The organism is Krasilnikovia sp. M28-CT-15 (genome assembly GCF_047159595.1).
Classification (GTDB): domain Bacteria; phylum Actinomycetota; class Actinomycetes; order Mycobacteriales; family Micromonosporaceae; genus Actinoplanes.
The window spans coordinates 4,748,614-4,764,278 of record NZ_BAAGAK010000001.1 but is presented as its reverse complement, the minus strand read 5'-3'; the positions used below and the strand labels follow the sequence as shown (position 1 = coordinate 4,764,278).

Annotated in this window: 18 protein-coding genes; 11 read left to right on the top strand and 7 right to left on the bottom strand. The window is 70.0% G+C overall.

Annotated elements, in window-relative coordinates:
- Positions 1 to 150: 150 nt before the first annotated feature.
- The 4 genes from ACMCNO_RS21705 to ACMCNO_RS21690 all read left to right on the top strand — a co-directional run bounded on the left by ACMCNO_RS21705 (position 151) and on the right by ACMCNO_RS21690 (position 3,524).
- A complete protein-coding gene (locus ACMCNO_RS21705; protein WP_412751298.1) occupies positions 151 to 1,149 on the top strand; it encodes a serine/threonine-protein kinase in 999 nt (332 codons plus the stop codon).
- A 426-nt stretch (positions 1,150 to 1,575) separates the two neighbouring features.
- Complete coding sequence (locus tag ACMCNO_RS21700) at positions 1,576 to 2,220, top strand: hypothetical protein (RefSeq protein WP_412751297.1); 645 nt, start codon at positions 1,576 to 1,578, stop codon at positions 2,218 to 2,220.
- Positions 2,221 to 2,231: 11 nt separating this feature from the next.
- The gene (locus ACMCNO_RS21695; protein WP_412751296.1) at positions 2,232 to 3,098 is read left to right on the top strand and encodes a hypothetical protein; all 867 of its coding nucleotides are present in this window, start codon (positions 2,232 to 2,234) and stop codon (positions 3,096 to 3,098) included.
- A 282-nt stretch (positions 3,099 to 3,380) separates the two neighbouring features.
- The gene (locus ACMCNO_RS21690; protein WP_412751295.1) at positions 3,381 to 3,524 is read left to right on the top strand and encodes a hypothetical protein; all 144 of its coding nucleotides are present in this window, start codon (positions 3,381 to 3,383) and stop codon (positions 3,522 to 3,524) included.
- 219 nt (positions 3,525 to 3,743) lie between these two features.
- Here the strand turns inward: ACMCNO_RS21690 and ACMCNO_RS21685 are convergent, their stop codons facing one another.
- Positions 3,744 to 4,292 carry an ATP-binding protein gene (locus tag ACMCNO_RS21685; protein WP_412751294.1) on the bottom strand — a complete coding sequence of 183 codons (549 nt, stop codon included), beginning with the start codon at positions 4,290 to 4,292 and terminating at the stop codon, positions 3,744 to 3,746.
- 453 nt (positions 4,293 to 4,745) lie between these two features.
- Here ACMCNO_RS21685 and ACMCNO_RS21680 point away from each other — a divergent pair, with 453 nt between their 5' ends.
- The gene (locus ACMCNO_RS21680; protein WP_412751293.1) at positions 4,746 to 4,955 is read left to right on the top strand and encodes a hypothetical protein; all 210 of its coding nucleotides are present in this window, start codon (positions 4,746 to 4,748) and stop codon (positions 4,953 to 4,955) included.
- A 503-nt stretch (positions 4,956 to 5,458) separates the two neighbouring features.
- Here the strand turns inward: ACMCNO_RS21680 and ACMCNO_RS21675 are convergent.
- Positions 5,459 to 5,632: a DUF4236 domain-containing protein gene (locus ACMCNO_RS21675; protein WP_412751292.1), complete on the bottom strand. Its 174-nt coding sequence runs from the start codon at positions 5,630 to 5,632 to the stop codon at positions 5,459 to 5,461.
- Positions 5,633 to 6,421: 789 nt separating this feature from the next.
- Here ACMCNO_RS21675 and ACMCNO_RS21670 point away from each other — a divergent pair.
- The gene (locus tag ACMCNO_RS21670; RefSeq protein ID WP_412751291.1) at positions 6,422 to 6,922 is read left to right on the top strand and encodes a hemerythrin domain-containing protein; all 501 of its coding nucleotides are present in this window, start codon (positions 6,422 to 6,424) and stop codon (positions 6,920 to 6,922) included.
- 186 nt (positions 6,923 to 7,108) lie between these two features.
- Here ACMCNO_RS21670 and ACMCNO_RS21665 read toward each other — a convergent pair whose 3' ends face one another.
- Entirely contained in the window at positions 7,109 to 7,600 is a 492-nt protein-coding gene (locus ACMCNO_RS21665; RefSeq protein ID WP_412751290.1) for a TspO/MBR family protein, read from the bottom strand.
- On the opposite strand from ACMCNO_RS21665, the gene ACMCNO_RS21660 reads away from it, so the two are divergent.
- Both ACMCNO_RS21660 and ACMCNO_RS21655 read left to right on the top strand, forming a co-directional pair.
- Entirely contained in the window at positions 7,599 to 8,510 is a 912-nt protein-coding gene (locus tag ACMCNO_RS21660) for an SDR family oxidoreductase (protein WP_412751289.1), read from the top strand. The genes ACMCNO_RS21665 and ACMCNO_RS21660 overlap by 2 nt on opposite strands.
- Before the next feature lie 433 nt (positions 8,511 to 8,943).
- On the top strand, positions 8,944 to 9,327 hold the full coding sequence (locus ACMCNO_RS21655; protein ID WP_412751288.1) for a response regulator: 384 nt from the start codon (positions 8,944 to 8,946) through the stop codon (positions 9,325 to 9,327).
- A 47-nt stretch (positions 9,328 to 9,374) separates the two neighbouring features.
- On the opposite strand, the gene ACMCNO_RS21650 is transcribed toward ACMCNO_RS21655, so the two are convergent.
- From ACMCNO_RS21650 to ACMCNO_RS21640, 3 genes are all read right to left on the bottom strand, one after another.
- Positions 9,375 to 10,361, bottom strand: a complete 987-nt coding sequence (locus ACMCNO_RS21650; RefSeq protein ID WP_412751287.1) for a helix-turn-helix transcriptional regulator — start codon at positions 10,359 to 10,361, stop codon at positions 9,375 to 9,377.
- 5 nt (positions 10,362 to 10,366) lie between these two features.
- Entirely contained in the window at positions 10,367 to 11,398 is a 1,032-nt protein-coding gene (locus tag ACMCNO_RS21645; RefSeq protein ID WP_412751286.1) for a helix-turn-helix transcriptional regulator, read from the bottom strand.
- 240 nt (positions 11,399 to 11,638) lie between these two features.
- Positions 11,639 to 11,806: a hypothetical protein gene (locus ACMCNO_RS21640; protein ID WP_412751285.1), complete on the bottom strand. Its 168-nt coding sequence runs from the start codon at positions 11,804 to 11,806 to the stop codon at positions 11,639 to 11,641.
- A 515-nt stretch (positions 11,807 to 12,321) separates the two neighbouring features.
- Between ACMCNO_RS21640 and ACMCNO_RS21635 the strand changes: the two genes are divergently transcribed.
- Complete coding sequence (locus ACMCNO_RS21635) at positions 12,322 to 12,672, top strand: hypothetical protein (protein WP_412751284.1); 351 nt, start codon at positions 12,322 to 12,324, stop codon at positions 12,670 to 12,672.
- A gap of 466 nt (positions 12,673 to 13,138) precedes the next feature.
- Here the strand turns inward: ACMCNO_RS21635 and ACMCNO_RS21630 are convergent, their stop codons facing one another.
- Positions 13,139 to 13,582: a DUF6069 family protein gene (locus ACMCNO_RS21630; RefSeq protein WP_412751283.1), complete on the bottom strand. Its 444-nt coding sequence runs from the start codon at positions 13,580 to 13,582 to the stop codon at positions 13,139 to 13,141.
- Between the two features lie 283 nt (positions 13,583 to 13,865).
- On the opposite strand from ACMCNO_RS21630, the gene ACMCNO_RS21625 reads away from it, so the two are divergent.
- Together ACMCNO_RS21625 and ACMCNO_RS21620 are read left to right on the top strand one after the other, a co-directional pair.
- Positions 13,866 to 14,228 carry a YciI family protein gene (locus tag ACMCNO_RS21625; protein ID WP_412751282.1) on the top strand — a complete coding sequence of 121 codons (363 nt, stop codon included), beginning with the start codon at positions 13,866 to 13,868 and terminating at the stop codon, positions 14,226 to 14,228.
- A gap of 20 nt (positions 14,229 to 14,248) precedes the next feature.
- Entirely contained in the window at positions 14,249 to 15,457 is a 1,209-nt protein-coding gene (locus ACMCNO_RS21620) for an RNA polymerase sigma factor (RefSeq protein ID WP_412751281.1), read from the top strand.
- The last annotated feature ends 208 nt before the right edge of the window (positions 15,458 to 15,665 follow it).

The window sequence follows — 15,665 nt, the reverse complement described above, 5'->3', positions numbered from 1 at the left end:
AGAAGGCAAAGGCTTCGAATAGCCCGCGGCCACGGCGCACAGTTCATAGATCAGCTAGTACCCCGCAGTTGGCCGTGCACCGCGTTTGTGCTGCTGGCTGTGAGGGTACCGGGCCCTGCGACCACGACGCGGGGTGACAGGGAGCGGCAGATGAAGACGCTGGGCGGGCGGTATCAGCTCGAACGGCGCATCGGTGTTGGTGGCATGTCCGAGGTGTGGCGCGGGCACGACCGGGTGCTCGACCGGCCGGTGGCCGTCAAGCTCATGGCGCCGGCGGTCGCGGGCACTCTCGGCGAAACCGGCGGGGCCGAACTGGTCCACGCCGAGGCCCGGGCCGCCGCGCGTCTCGTGCACCCCAACGTTGCCGGGGTGCACGACTTCGGCACCTCGCCGACGCCGGACCGCGAAGTGCCGTACATCGTGATGGAGCTTGTCGAAGGGCAGACGCTGGGCGAGCATCTCGGCGCCGGGCCGTTCGACTGGCGCATCGCGGTCCGAGTCTGTGCCGAGGTCGCCGCGGCCCTCGCTGCGGCCCACGCGGAGCGCGTCGTGCACCGCGATATCAAGCCCGCGAACATCATGCTCACCCCCGCTGGGGCGAAGGTGCTGGACTTCGGCATCGCGGCCGCGGTCGGCAGCCACGACCCGGACCCCGACGGCCCAGTCATGGGCACACCGGCCTACGCCGCCCCGGAACGCTTCTCTGGACTGGCTGCGACCCCAGCGTCCGACATGTACTCACTCGGTGTGCTGCTGTACCACTGCCTCTCGGGGCGGCTGCCCTGGCCGGCAGCCAGCCACACCGAACTGATAGACGCACAGAAGCGGCTCGACCCCGAACCGCTGCCGCACATCGAGGGGCTCGCCCCCGAGGTTCTCGACCTCTGCTCGCGCTGCCTGCACCGGAACCCGGCCGAGCGGCCCACTGCGCTGGTCGCGGCGCTGCTGCTGGCCGAGGCCGTGGACGCCCGGGTGTACGTCCCACTGGTCGACTCGGGTGCGAGAGTGCCTCGGTCGTCCGCGGTGCCGCGGTGGGACACGCGCGCAGCCGAGGCGCCGACGAACATCGCCCTGCCCGCGGACCCCGGCCCAGCCTCACCCGGCGGGCGCCACCTCGACGAAGGGCAGGGCCGGCACCGCGCTGGTTGACCCAACCACGGGGAGCACCGTCCTTCCCGCCACGCGGGACGGCTTCGGGTCGGGCATACCCGGGTCCCGGCCTGGTGGTCGCGGTCGTGGATGACGTAGTCGATGGTGAGTCGGGTGATCCGGCTGATGGGCTGGGCGTAGAGCAGCCGGATCGCGGCGGCGGCCCAGTGCACAGCGGGCCGTGGCGACCAGTGAGGACTCGGCCGGGCAAGGCCGCGCGGTCGCGTTCAGGCGGCGGGCCTCGGCGCTGCCGGCCGTACGCCGGTAGTCGGCCGCGGCCCGATCGGTGGCGACCCGCTGGGCGGTGAGGCCGGCAGGGCCGGCCTTCGGGTTTCTGGAACGGCTCAAGTGCAGGCGCGTCCAGCCTGGAGGATTGACGACCCTGGGTGGGTGGGAATAGCAGCAGGCGAAGAAGGAGGCGGCCCGATGTCCCCCACACTCGTGATCATTCTCATCGTCGTCGTGCTGCTGGTGATCGCCGCGATCGTGTTCGGCGTACGCGCCAGCCGCCGCAGGAAGTTGCAGAAGACCTTCGGACCCGAGTACGACCGTGTCGTCGGCGACGCGGACAGCCGTACGGCGGGCGAGCGGGAGCTCGAGGAGCGCCGCAAGCGGCACGCCGAGCTCGAGCTCAAGCCGCTGTCTGCGGAGAACAAGGCGCGCTACTCGGTCGCGTGGGAAGAAGTGCAGATCCAGTTCGTGGACGCGCCCGAGCAGGCCGTGGCGACGGCCGACGAGCTGGTGACCCGGCTGATCGCCGAGCGCGGCTACCCCACCGGCGACTACGACGAGCAACTCGCCACGCTTTCCGTCGAGCACGCGCGCACGCTCGAGCACTACCGCGACGCCCACGCGATCAGCGAGCGCAGCCGCAACGGCGAGGCGGAGACCGAGGATCTCCGGCAGGCCCTGGTGCACTACCGCGCCCTCTTCGCCGACCTGCTCGGCGAGAACCCGGTGCGGTCCGAGGGCGCCACGGCCCCGGGCACCGAGCCGAACGTCCCGTCCCAGAAGGTCAATGACCACGACAGCGATGTCGCGGTTTCCCGTCCCGACGCCACGAGCCGCTGAGGAGTCCGACGATGCGTTTCTTCTCCAACGACGCCCCCGAGTCCACCGACGACGCGGCGCCCGGCGACCGCCCGGAGCGGGTGCAGTCCGAGCCCGTGGCGGTGCCGGGCCAGCGGCAATCCTCGCCCTGGTCCGACGCTCCGGCGGACGAGGCGCGCGACAGCGCCGACCGGGGCCGCCTGGGTCCGGACCGGGAGGACGACCCCGACCGCACCCAGTTCCACGAGCCCGGCCCGCAGCCGACCGCCTCCGGCGCCTCGACGGTGGGGGGCGTGGTCGCCGCGTCCGCGACGGCGAATCCGATCGACGATCGGAGGGACGCCACGGATCGGGACACGGACGCCGCCACCGGCGCGGCCGACGACCGCAGCGTCGCGCCCGGTGAGAGGGCGGTCGAGTCGCCGTCGGAGTCCAACACGACCACCTATCCGTCCGGCATCACCGGGAGCTCGCACGACGGCCCGGTCGACGTGGCCCTCGACGACCGTGGTGCCGTCGAGGACCCGCAGGTCCACGACGCCGACGACGACCGGCGGCCCGCCTCGGCGCCGGCGCCCGAGGACGAGGGCGGACCCCGGGACGCGAAGGAGGTGGCCCCGGTGATCGCGCCCGCCGCGGACCAGCCGGGCACCTTGTTCGCCGCCGCCGACACCCAGGGCCTCCAGGAACGGTGGCGCGACGTGCAGCTCCGCTTCGTCGACAGCCCGAAGGAGGCCACGGCCGAGGCCGCCGCGCTGGTCGAGGAGGCCGTCGACAAGCTCACCGCTGGCCTGCGGTCGCGCAAGGACAGCCTCGGCGGCGAGAGCGACGACACCGAGGCGCTGCGGGTGCAGCTCCGGGGCTACCGCGACATCCTGAACCGCATTCTCGGTCTCTGACCGGCCCGCTGCCCTGGGAGACTGGGCGGGTGCGCGCCGCCCGCCTGGTCTCCCCGCTGCTTCGGCTGCAGACGCATGGCCGGATGACGGAGCGAGGCGCCGCCGGACGAGGTAGCCGGCGGCGCCTCGCCTCGTCAGCTCACTCGTCGTCGTCCTCGCCGTCGTCCGGGCGGGTGGCCGCCACCGTCGGGGCCTGCATCAGGTCCACGGCGGCGGCAAGCTGCGGGCCTGCCCGGGAGTCAGGTACAGCTGCACGCCGCTGCCGGGGATGGTGACCTCGAGGTGAGGGCGTTCCAGGTCGGCGGCGACAGCGAGCGAAGGGTTCCCTTCGTGACCTACCGGCTGCCGCAGGACGACGCGCCGCATGCGTACGAGATCTTCAAGCACAAGCAGGACGGCTGTATCAACGTGGTACTCACGCCGTAGCCGCGACGCGGATCGTGCCGAGCCGGCCAGGCAGGGTTGGAGGGACGGCCTGGTACCGCGGTCAAGTGTCGCCCCTTTTCGCGCTGCCCGTCGATATGATGGCCCGCGCGCAGTCGACGATGGGCGAAGCATCACCGGAAGAGACCAAAGTAGCTGCCCCAAGTACGACGGATCTGACCGCGTTCGTCTGCCACACCGATTGCCGCGTGAGTCGTCAGCTCAGCTCGCGTCCGCGTCGGCATCAACGATGGGAAAGGCGGCCCAGATGTGCTTGGTGCTGTCTGCGGAATACCACCCGACATCGAGCGCGAACGCCCGCGCCAGGTGCAGGCCCCGGCCGCCTCCGTCGACCGGCCGTGTCTCGGTGAACTCGGGAGACGTGGTCGGGTCATGGTCGGCGACGTCGAGCACGAACTCGTTCCGAGTACGCAGGAGTCGCACGATGGTGGGTGGGAGGCCGTGCTTGAGGGCGTTGGTGGCGAGTTCGGTAGCCACCAGGACCATCCGCTCCGGGATGTCGGCGAGGCGTGAGTTCGCGGCGGGTGTGTGCTCGTTCAGCGCCGCGATCAGGTCTGCGCGCAGGTCGCGAAGCTGGGTAGCGGTCATCAGGGTCCAGACGTTCAGTTCTGCTGCCTCCAAGGGGAGTGGTGAGATGCGAAGAGAGCCGGCCGTCGTACTATTTCCCTGGGTCATCTGCGTTGATTCCTTCGTGGGATGTGAGGTGCCGCAGCAATCCGGTGCGGCGTCTCGGGCTGGCTTTTCGTCCATGAACGATCCTGAATCATTGAGGTGTGGTGCGCGGCGAGTGATTCAGTTCGCCATGCCCCGGATGTTCGCGAGCGTACGTGGGCGCCGCCTTGACGGGGGCAGGTTCTCCCGCCGCGCCTGAGCTGCATCACCATCGCGGACTCGCTCTCTCGGCAGCGGTGTGCGGAGCCTTTACCCCGCCGCTTCACTGCGCACACCCGGCGCACCAGGGCTGGTCCGACGGGGTTCGGGCACTCCGGGATGGGGGAGGGCCGGGTCACGGCCGTCCGGCACGGCGATTGTGACCTCGCCGCCCGGGATCAGCGGTAAGCCACGAGGAGCCGTGGATGTTGCGCGCGTCGGTTTCTTCGACTCCACTGGGCGTGCACGCCCTGGTCACGGCCCATCACGCGGCGCGCGGGCCGAAATTGGTTCGGCACCCCAGCGCGACGACCGTGATTGATGGAAGGCGGCATGGGGTATCTGGCGTCCGCGCTCGGAGACACCGAAGCGAGAATGGAGCTACCCGTGCTGATCCTGGGCCTTATTCTCCTGTTGCTCGGTATATTCCTGCATGTGTCGATCCTGTACACGATCGGCATCATCCTGTTGATCGTGGGTGCGGCATTCTGGATCCTGGGCGCGGTCGGCCGCCCGATCGCCGGCCGCAGATACTGGTACTGATCCCCCTTCCGTGGGCACCGGCCACACGGATCCTGCGCCAACCTCAGTACGGAGCACCCGCCGGACCGGCGGGTGCTCCGTACCGAGGTGAACCGCTTGGCCTCCTGGATGGCGGCTGCTGGCTCGCTGCTCAGCCGCCGACCAAGATCGCTAACATGTCGCAGACCCGCGGATGGTCCACCGACGGCTGGGAAGAAGGCACGGCTGGGCAAGATTCTCGGACCGGTTCTCCAGCTGGCGGACCTCGCCGCTGTCGCCTACGCACGTTGTTGAGGGCGGCACGACGCGCACACTCATGGGTACGCACCGTCGGTACCGTCAGCGGCGTCCGGGACGACAGCACCAGCGACACCGTGATCTGGCGCCTGGAGATCCGTCTCGAAGGCCCACGCGGGCCGGTGACCTTCTGGCACCGCTATGTGCCCGGCAGCGCTGGGCGAATTCTGCTTGCTTTGCTCGGGCGATTCGTCAGGGACCGGCAGGTGGCCACGTCATGATCAGGCCTAGGCTTTGTCCTGCTTCCATGACAGGGGACCAGGCAGGTCTACGCGGTGTGCCCGCGTCCTGGAGTTCCAGGACCAGCGGCCGACTTTGATGGACCAGGACGAGAGTCCTCGTTGGGTGAAGTTCAGGATCAAAGGTCCGAACTTCTTGCGGCTGCGGTACATGATGCCCATCAGGATCGTCCTTCCACGGAGAACTGGTGGACGGTGAGGTTTCCGGTATCCGATGCCGGTAAACGTCGGGGGCCTTGTAGGCCGGGCGCGACCCATACCGTGCCGGTGCGCGGTCGCCGGCTTTCCGTTCCGTGCTGGTGGACTTGAGCAAGCCGCGTCGCGAACGGCGAATTTCCTTGTCGTTGATCGACTGTCCGCGGGCCGTGCGGCGATGATGGCCGGTTCACCGGGCCGCTGGTTAGCTGAGCCGGCGCCGAGCGCGGCACAGCGCTTCGTGTCACCGGTGCTCACGGCGTCGTGCGCCGTGTCCTGGCCGTTGCCGGCCTGCTGGGGGTGCTCGACGGGCAGAATCCGGATGCCCCCCGGGACAGCCGACTGCCCGTAACCGAGGTGGCTGGGGGTCTGGCGGCCATCCAGGTTCCTCAGTCCGGGGCCGGTCACGGCCGCCCTCGGGCAGGCCCTGGTGGGTGGTCCGCGCGAGCTGCCGGAGCACCCTGCCGCCATTCTCGGTGCCGGCGGCGACCCGCTCGCCGCCGAGGACCTGCAGCTGACTCTGCACGTCTGCTACGAGCTGCACTACGGGGCTTCGAGGACGTCGACGAGGGCTGGGAGTGGCAGCCGTCGGTCTAGCTCTGGGGGAGGCGGCGGAGCGCCGCCTCGAGGCCGCGCTGCGCCGCCGGGTGCCGCTTCCGGCGCCGAGGGACGTGTACACCCCGGTGGGTGCGGGTACTGGTTGGCGTACCGGCCGCACCACCGAGTCACTCCTTCTCACGATCAGAGAGGATCGGAATGTCCACCGACGCCATCGTGCTGCTCAAAGACGACCACAAGGACATGCGCAAGCTGTTCCGGGACTTCCAGGGCGCCGGCGACAACGCCAACGCGCGCAAGGGCGAGCTGGTCAGGCAGATCATCGAGGCGCTGACCGTGCACACCTATCTGGAGAACGAGGTGATGTATCCCGAGGTGCGCAAGCTGCTGCCGGACCTTGAGGACGACGTGCTCGAGTCGTACGAGGAGCATCACGTCGCGGACCTGCTCTGCATGGAGCTGCACGCGATGGACCCGGACGACGAACGGTTCGAGGCCAAGGCGACCGTGCTGATCGAGAGCGTCACCCACCACATGGCGGAAGAGGAAAGCGACTGGTTCCCGAAGGTCCGCGAAGGGCTCGGCCGCAAACAACTGCAGGAACTCGGGGAACGGATGCAGCAGATGCGGGCCAAGGCGCCACGCACCCCGGCCCAGCCGTCCGCGCTGAAAAAGGCCATCGACGCCGTCATCGACTGAGCGAACCGGGCCATCGTGTGATGGCACGGAAGGCTGGGACAGCGGACGGGCAGCCCGGCTCATACACCGACATCGAGCACTGCGACGCGATCTTTTGTACGGCCACAACCTGGCCGAGACTCAGACGGTGCGGTGGACCCGCATCCTGGACCGCACCCCCCGGGGCGGTCCGCCTGTGGCGTCGCCTCAGCGCTGGCCGGGGAGCGGCTCCCCGATCCGATTGCGGTGCACGATCGCGGTGTTCAGCGCGGTTGCGAAGTAGGTCCACGCCACGTACGGCGCCAGGCACGCCGCGGCCGTCCGGTCGGCGCGCCAGGCTCGGCGCAGCAGGTAGGCGTTCGACACGTTGAGCGCGACGACGTCGGCGAGCGCGGCCACCGGCGCCCGCGCTGCGAAGAACAGCGGGGTCCAGGCCGCGTTCAGCGCCAGGTTCTGCGCGTACGCGCGGCGGAACGCCTGGCGTTCCGCACCGCTGGTACGGTCAAGCACCCGGGCACCGGCGACCGCGATCAGCGCGTAGAGCGGCGTCCATACCAGACCGAACGCTCGCGGCGGTGGCTGCCACGACGGCTTCTCGAGACCCTCGTACCAGTCCGAGCGCGGATCGGTGCCCGCCGCGCCGGCGAACGCGGCGGCGGTGACCGCGGCAGCGGTCTTGACCAGGGTCGGGATCCTCATGGCAGCCACCCTATCGAGGACGCAGCCATGCCCGGGAGGCAAAGTGCGGGGAGTTCCCGCCGATAGGCCATCGGCATTCATATGGCCAGCACCGCTGCACCGCCGGCCATCCCACCGAAACGGCCCCAGCCAAGCACTGTGGCAGCTCAACTCGCACACCCTACGCCCGCACCTGACGCACCTGACGCACCAGACCCAGCGCCCTATGTCGCCGACGCGTACACCGCGATGGACCAGCGGCGGGCGATCCGTCTCGTCGCGGGAGTCGGTGCACGGGCTCGTGCAGACCGCGACCAGTCTCGGTGACATCACCGGCCTCATCCACGCTGCCGGTGTCTCACCCAGCCAGGCGCCGCCCGACGCCATCCTCGCCGTCGACCTGTACGGCACCGCCGTGGTGCTGGAGGAGTTCGGTGACGTCATCGCTGCCGGCGGCGCCGGCGTCGTCATCGCCTCCCAGTCCGGACACCGACTCGGCGCGCTCACCCCCGAGCAGAACACCGCGCTGGCCACCACCCCCGCGGAGGAACTGCTGAAGCTGCCCATGCTCCAGCCCGACCAGGTCAGCGACACGCTCCACGCCTACCAGCTGGCCAAACGGGGCAACTCGCTGCGCGTCATGGCCGAAGCGGTGCGCTGGGCGAAGCGCGGCGCACGCGTCAACACGATCAGTCCCGGCATCATCATCACGCCGCTGGCCGTTGACGAGCTCACCGGACCACGCGGCGAGGGCTATCGGCGCATGATCGAGAACAGCCCCACCGGCCGCGCCGGCACCCCCGACGAAGTGGCCACCGTCGCTGCCCTGCTCATGGGCCCCGACGGCGGCTACATCACCGGCAGCGACCTTCTCATGGACGGCGGCGTCACAGCCTCCTACTTCTTCGGCGACCTCGCACCGCGGAACTGAGAAGACCCGGCCAGCAACACCCTGAGCGGCGGCCAAGTGGACGAATCCCCTGCCTGGTACAGAACGGATCCGCACCGGATCAGGTGAATCCCGCTCCTTGCCGTTGCACCACACCTGTGGTGATCGCGACGGTCGCAGGCGGCACTTGAGCTGGAAGAAAGCGCAGGCAGGCCCCGACGACCCCCAGAGAACGCGCCCACACGTCAATGGGGGCCTGGTGGTGGTCCGATGCGGTCCCTTTCCGCAGGTAGCGCAAACATGGGGCGGGTCAGAGCGCATCTTGGCCGTTCGGATCGGCGTCACCGTGCCGCCGATCCGAATGCGGCTACCGTCCGGTATTCACTGAACCGGGTCGCGCGCGCCAAGATCACTCCTGCTGTCACGCATGTGAGGCTGGGTGGTCCTTACCTGTGCCAGATGTTGGAGGACCTGGATGGCAGTTATCGTTGCCGCAGACGACGACCCGGCGATGTGTCGACTGATCTCGCGGATCTTGCAGGGTGTCGGGCATACGGTGGTCACCGTCAACGACGGGGCGGCCGCAATTGCGCAGGTTCGCGAGCGCCGTCCGGACCTGATCTTGTTGGACGGCGAGATGCCGCCGGGCATGAGCGGCTTCGACGCCTACCTACTGCTGCACGACGATGACGATTTGTCGGCCATCCCGGTGATGATGGTGACCGGCTCCGCGACCCCCGATCGGGTCCGCCAGCAGCTCCCGGAGGTCTGCGATGTGGTGACCAAGCCGTTCACGCCCGAGGAGCTGCTGAACTGTGTTCGACAGGTGCTCGGCGCGCCTCCCGGCGCGTCCACATAGGCGGGCAGGCGCCGCCAGGGCTCAAGGAGCCGAGCCTCAGGCCCCGACTAGTGGTTGCCAGTCGGCAGATGTGGCGGGGTGGGTTGGCGGTAGGTGCCGTGGTAGTCGTTGGTGAACCGGGCGGGGTTGGGGAAGCCCCATTGGGCGGCGACCGTGGTGATGGTGGTGCCGTCTCCGGGCTGCGCGGCCAGGAGCTGCTGGTGGGCGCGGTCGAGCCGGACCCGGCGTAGGTAGGCCGTGGGTGTGGTGTCGAGGTGGCGGCGGAAGGCGCGTTGGACGGCGCGGACGCTGACGCGGGCAGCCCGGGCGATGTCGACGGCGGTGATGTCGAGATCGGCGTTGGACTCGATGAACGCGACCGCGCGGGACAGGGTGGTGCCGGTGGCGTCCGTGCGGTCGTGGTGGTGCGGCTCGGCGAGGCAGGTGTTCGGGAAGGTGGCGAGCAAGCTCGCGGCGAGCAGCCGGGTCATGGGGCCGGCCAGGAGGGGATGGGCGATGAAGCCGGGGGCGCTGTTGAGGCTGTCGGTGATGTAGCCGACCACGTGGAGCCAGCCGCGGGCGGCGGCCAGGTTGGCGGGGCGCGTCGAGGTGAATCGCAGCCGGGGCGCGGGGTCGTCGGGCCGGTTGCGGGCCGCCTCGGCGACGGCCTGCGGCGTCATGCTGATCAGTGACCAGAACACTGATTCCTGCCGCAGGTGGTAGCGCCGGCTGGGCGGGGCGTGCAGGACCAGGCCGCCCGGGCCGAGACACTCGCCGAGGTCGCGGTCGGTGCGCAGCCCCCGATGGACCCGGGCGACGGAGACCACCGGGAAGGGCCCACAGTCGTAGTCGGTGCTCGCCTGGTGGTCGAGGGTGTCGAAGGAGAATGTTCCGGCGTCGAGCCGCACGTGCCGGAACCGGTAGGTGTGGCGCGCACCTTTGATGGTGGTGGTGGCATGCGCGGTGCTCAGGTAGGCCCCGGCCTGGTCGGGGTCGGTGGTGGCGAATTCGAACCGGTACCGCTGCGGTTCCCGGGTGACGGTGGTGGGATCCATGCCGCCTACCTCCTCGGAATCAGGTGGCCGGTGCGCAGGGTCTGGCCCGGCGGCTGGCCGTACGCCTGCCGGTAGTAGGCGGCGAAGCGGTACGGGCTGGGGAAGCCCCACCGCGCCGCGACCGCGGTGATGGTGGTGCCATCGCCGGGCTGCGCGGCCAGTAGTTGCTCGTGGGCGCACTGCAGGCGGACCCGGCGCACATAGGCGGTGGGGGTGGTGTCGCGGTGGCGGCGAAACGCCGCCCGCAGGGTGGGGGGCAGCACCCGGGCCGCGGCGGCGATGTCGGTCCGGGTGATCGGGTCACCGGCGTGGGCGTCGATGAACGCCATCGCCCGGCGCACCGGTGCCGGGACCGCCGGGTCGCGGGGCGTGCGCACCTCGGTGGTCAGGGTGGTGTTCGGGAAGACGGTCAGCAGGCTGGCCGCGACCGCCTCCTCGGCGGCGGCAAGCACCAGCGGCGCCGCCAGCATGTCGGCATACAGGCTGCGCCGGACGAAGTCGACGGTGGCCTGCCAGTGCCGCTGGGCGGCCGGGGAGATCGGTTGCACGCCGGTGAAGCGCACCTGTGCCGGGTCCAGTCCGGTCTGTTCCCGGGCCACCCGCAGCAGCACGTCCAGGTTCACCCGCACGGTGCCGTTCCAGCAGCAGTCGTTGATGATGGCGCAGCCGTCGGGCGGGATCAGCAACACACCGTTCTCGCCCACTCCCACCTCCGTACCGTGCCAGCGCATCAGCCACCGCCCGGAGTACACGTGTCCCGCCACCACATAGGGCAGGGCAGGCCACTCGACGTGGCCGGTCGCCGCGGCGTACCGGAAATCGGCGACGGCGAGGCCGCCGCGCTGCGCGGACTCCGTGGCGAATTCGAACCCGCGCGCCCGGGGCCGGACCCGGCGCGGGTGGTCCGGGTAGCGGTCCGCGAGCCAGGCATAGTGCTCGTCCGGATCCCGGGTGCGGATCCGGGTGACGGGCGCCGGAAGCGCCCCGACCTGCGCCTCCGTCATCCGGTGCCCGGTGGCGTCCTGGCCCGGCATCATGACCCCCCTCCAGACTGCGCGGCATCCCGTCGGCATCGCGACCCCAGGTGAGCCCGCCATATACGCCGCCGCGCCGGGCGGACGCCAGGTACGGGGCCGAATCGTTCTGGTGCACTGGGTGTCGCCGCCCACCTGTTGATCGCCAGGTGGACACCCAGTGCGGGATCTGCGCCCGGTGCTACCAACTCAACCAGACCCAGCGGCCGGACCATAGCCGGACATCATCCCGGAGGCGGATCGTCACCGCAGTCCGCCCACCACCGATCGAAAGATCGCAAAGCGGGCGGGCGATACGACGACACATGGTCTGGGCGAGATGGCAGGGGGCTGGTCGTGCTTGCCGGGGCTTTGCGGGCGGTCCAGGCGGATCGCGGACAGGGCCACGAGGACCGAGAGCACCAGGCCCATCCCAGGATCTCCATCGGGTGGTCAGCGAGCTGGTGGGTCACACCACCGGATGGCCCTACGGGCCGGTGTAGCCGCCAGTCGAAGGGTCCCTGATCTTCGAGGGAGACGCCGCGGTGATCCCGGGCCATGCCCCATTCGCCAAGCCGGGTCCTTCTCCGGCACCACCAACCGTCGCCGCAACTCGACCGGCGCCGGAACCCAGCCTTTGCGACGCTGAACAGCGAGGCAGGCCACCCAGACCCGGCCCGCAGTCGTGTCGGTGGCCTGCTGCGCTCGGCGCCCCACCTGCTGGCGTGCCGTGGCCGGTGCTGCGCGGGAGTGACCACGCCGACCTCTCGGAATGCCGGCCGCGGCCGCATAACGGGGGGCGGCGTGAAGCTCCTGTAAGTCAAGCCTGTGATGATCTCGATGGACGCCCTGGCTAAGCCACGGCACGATCACGTCGTCATACGATGGAGGTATCACGGTCGTTGGTACGGCACCGGCCCGACCGTTTGTCAGAGGGGTAGGAGGCAGTGATCAACGCCGAGTCAGGCAGCGATGCCATCGGTGATCTACGCGGGAAAATCCAGCAAGCTGAGGGACGGCTCGCGTCCCTGAACCCGCAGTCCCCGGCATACCGGGATCTTCGGCGGCAAATCGGTCGCGCCTCGACGCGACTGCGTGACCAGGAGAAAGCCGCTGCACGGCGCGCCGCCGAGATCAGGGACGCGCGACTGTTCTCTCTCGTGCCGGGTGGCATGGTGGTCTTCGCTGGATGGGGCTCCTGGATATGGGTCCTGATTGGCTTGGGTGTCGCCCTGTTCGGCGTGTGGATCGCTGATCGGCTGCCCGGCCACTTTTACAGCAGCGGTCTCGGAGGCTGACGACCGGCTCAAACGCCGGGAAGGACGGGGCTTGGTTCCGGCGGCGCCGCGGGTGAGACCGGCAATAAGATCCACCACGATCTGTCGTGGACGCCAAGTGGTGAACGAGGCAGGTCCACCGCCAAGGCCTTCCGAGGTCTCAATGGCGGTCCGGTGTGGACCACGTCCCGGGTTGACACGAGGGTGTGACCGCCACGATTCAACGGCCCGGGGGTTAAGTGATCGCAGGTTCAAATCCTGTCAGCCCGACAGAATCAAGGCCCTGACCAGCAGTGATGCGGGTCGGGGCCTTGTCGTTTGCCTATGTGGTTTTGAACCGCCCCCGCGCCGACGCCGGCTGGTACCCGGTGTCGGCGCGAACCCCCCAATAACGCGGTCGGCGGCCAGGTTCGTCATGGATGCGGTGTCGCCGTGCGGCGCGGACATCACATGCCGTCACGACGAAGGCAATCGGCATCATGCCGGGTCAGCGCCTGTGGGCGAGCCGTCCCGCGAGGGTCGGCACCACGATCGCTGCGGCGACGGTGTGCAGCGCGATCAGGGTTGCCGCGGAGCCGGTGTCGAACCCGAACGTGAGGTCGGGGATGAACGACAGCGCTGTCAGGGCGATCGTTGTCCGGACGAACGTGCGTCGCGGCCGGCGTGCCTTGCGCGCCATGACGGCGGCGATGGCGACTCCGACGAGTGAGAAGACCAGCGTCAGCTGCGCGAACCCGGCGATGGGGATGCTCGCGCCGGTGCTGTCGGCGAACGAGATCCCGGCGGCCGACGCGGCTGCCGCGAGGACGGTCGTGGCCAGGGAGGCGACGACGGCCGCGGCGAGGCCGTGCTTCCAGAGCGGCTGTCGCTCGATGGCCGGGGCCGGCGCGCTGGGGGTTACGTGGGTGGGGGCCTGGGCGGCGGTGGACATGGTGGGCTCCTTTGCTTCGGCGGCCGCTCGTTGCGACCCGCGCACACTCACTCGACGAACGCGCAGCCACGGATTCGACAGGCCTCGAGAAAAATGTTCTGCCGGTTGATGCGCGGTGACGCTGTACCCGGGACGGGCCGGGCGCGAGTCCCGACCGTGACGCCGGCGTAGCCCATCAGAACCCGACCGCAAGATTTCTGTGGCGGGTTGTCGTATCGGCGCGGTGCCGTTCGTGGTGGGGTGGAAGGTGGTCGTCGGGACCGCCGAAACCGAGGAGACTGCGATGACGCACTACCTGTTGAGCGTGCACGGCCCCGCTGAGCGGGCCGAGTTCGGCAACTACGGCTCCAAGGAGGAGATGGAGGAGGCGTTCGCCGCGACCGGCGCCTTCAACGACAGGCTGCACGCCGAGGGCTACTGGGTCTTCGCCGGAGGGCTTGCGCCGGCGTCGACGGCGACCGTGGTGGACGGCCAGGGTGAGACGCCGGAGATGACCGACGGCCCCTACCTGGAGACCAAGGAGGTCATCGGCGGTTTCTGGGTCATCGACGCACCCGATCTCGACGTGGCGCTCAGGCTGGCGGCCGAGGGGTCCAAGGCGTGCCGGGGCAAGGTCGAGGTGCGTCCGTTCGACGGTCTCGCCTGAGTCGGCGACCGGACGGATCGATGCAGCCCGAAACGGCGGCCGTGGAGCGGGTCTTCCGCGAGGAGTACGGCCGCTTGATCGCCTCGCTCGTCCGCCGCTTCGGCGACATCGACATCGCCGAGGAGGCGGCGGGCGAGGCCCTGGTGGCCGCGCTGGAGAGGTGGCCGGAGACCGGTGTGCCGGCCAACCCCGGCGGCTGGCTCACCACCACCGCGGGCAACCGCGCGATCGACCGGATCCGCCGCGAGAAGCAGCGCGACGCCAAGCATCAGGCGGCCCTCATGAACCACGACGACACGCCCCACGAGCCCACCGGTCCGGTCGAGGACGACCGGTTGCGGCTGCTGTTCACCTGCTGCCACCCGGCGCTGGCACCGCAGGCACGGATCGCGCTGACGCTGCGGCTGCTGGGCGGGCTGACCGTGCCCGAGATCGCGCAGGCGTTTCTGGTGCCCGAGACCACGATGGCGCAGCGGATCACCCGCGCGAAGAAGAAGATCGCTGCGGCGAAGGTGCCTTACCGGGTGCCCGAGGCCGCCGACCTGCCCGGACGGCTCAGCGACGTGCTGGCAGTGCTGTTTCTGGTCTTCAACGAGGGCTACCTCGCCACCGGCGACGGCGACCCGGTGCGCGCCGAACTGACCGGCGAGGCAATCCGGCTGACGCGGATCCTGCGCCGGCTACTCCCCGAGCCGGAGGTGGCCGGTCTGCTCGGGCTGCTGGTGCTCACCGAGGCCCGGCGCGCGGCCCGCGTACGCAATGGGCAGCTCGTCCCGCTCGCTGAGCAGGACCGCGCCGGCTGGGACCACGCGCTGATCGACGAGGGCCACCACCTGGTCCGCGAATGCCTCGCGATCAACCGGCCCGGCCGCTACCAGATACTCGCCGCGATCAACGCAGTCCACACCGACGCCCCCACGGCGCCGGACACCGACTGGTCACAGGTCGTCGCGCTGTACGACCAGCTGACCCAGCTCGACCCATCGCCGATAGTCGCACTCAACCGCGCGGTCGCGGTCGCAGAAGTGGACGGCCCGGACGTCGCCCTCGCACTGGTCGACAGGCTGCCCCTGACCGGCTACCACGCATGGCACGCCACCCGCGCCGACCTGCTCCGCAGGCTCGGCCGCAGCGCCGAGGCGAAACAGGCGTACAACGCCGCGATCGCCGCCACCCAGAACTCCGCCGAGCGCGCCTACCTGCACCGCAAGCGCGGTGAGCTGGTCTGAGCGGCCCTATCATTCGGCATGAGGCTGACGGTGATCACGCGGCCCAGCGCTATTGCCTGCCCCGTCCTCCCGGACAATCCCACGATCGGGAACCACGCATCGCCTGATCTCCCGTGGCGTGATCGACATGCGGCAAGCGTCGGCCCGCCCCCAGGCGCGCTGATTCGCGGTGGTCGCCTTGGAGCCTGGTCGGACGAAGCTCGGAGAG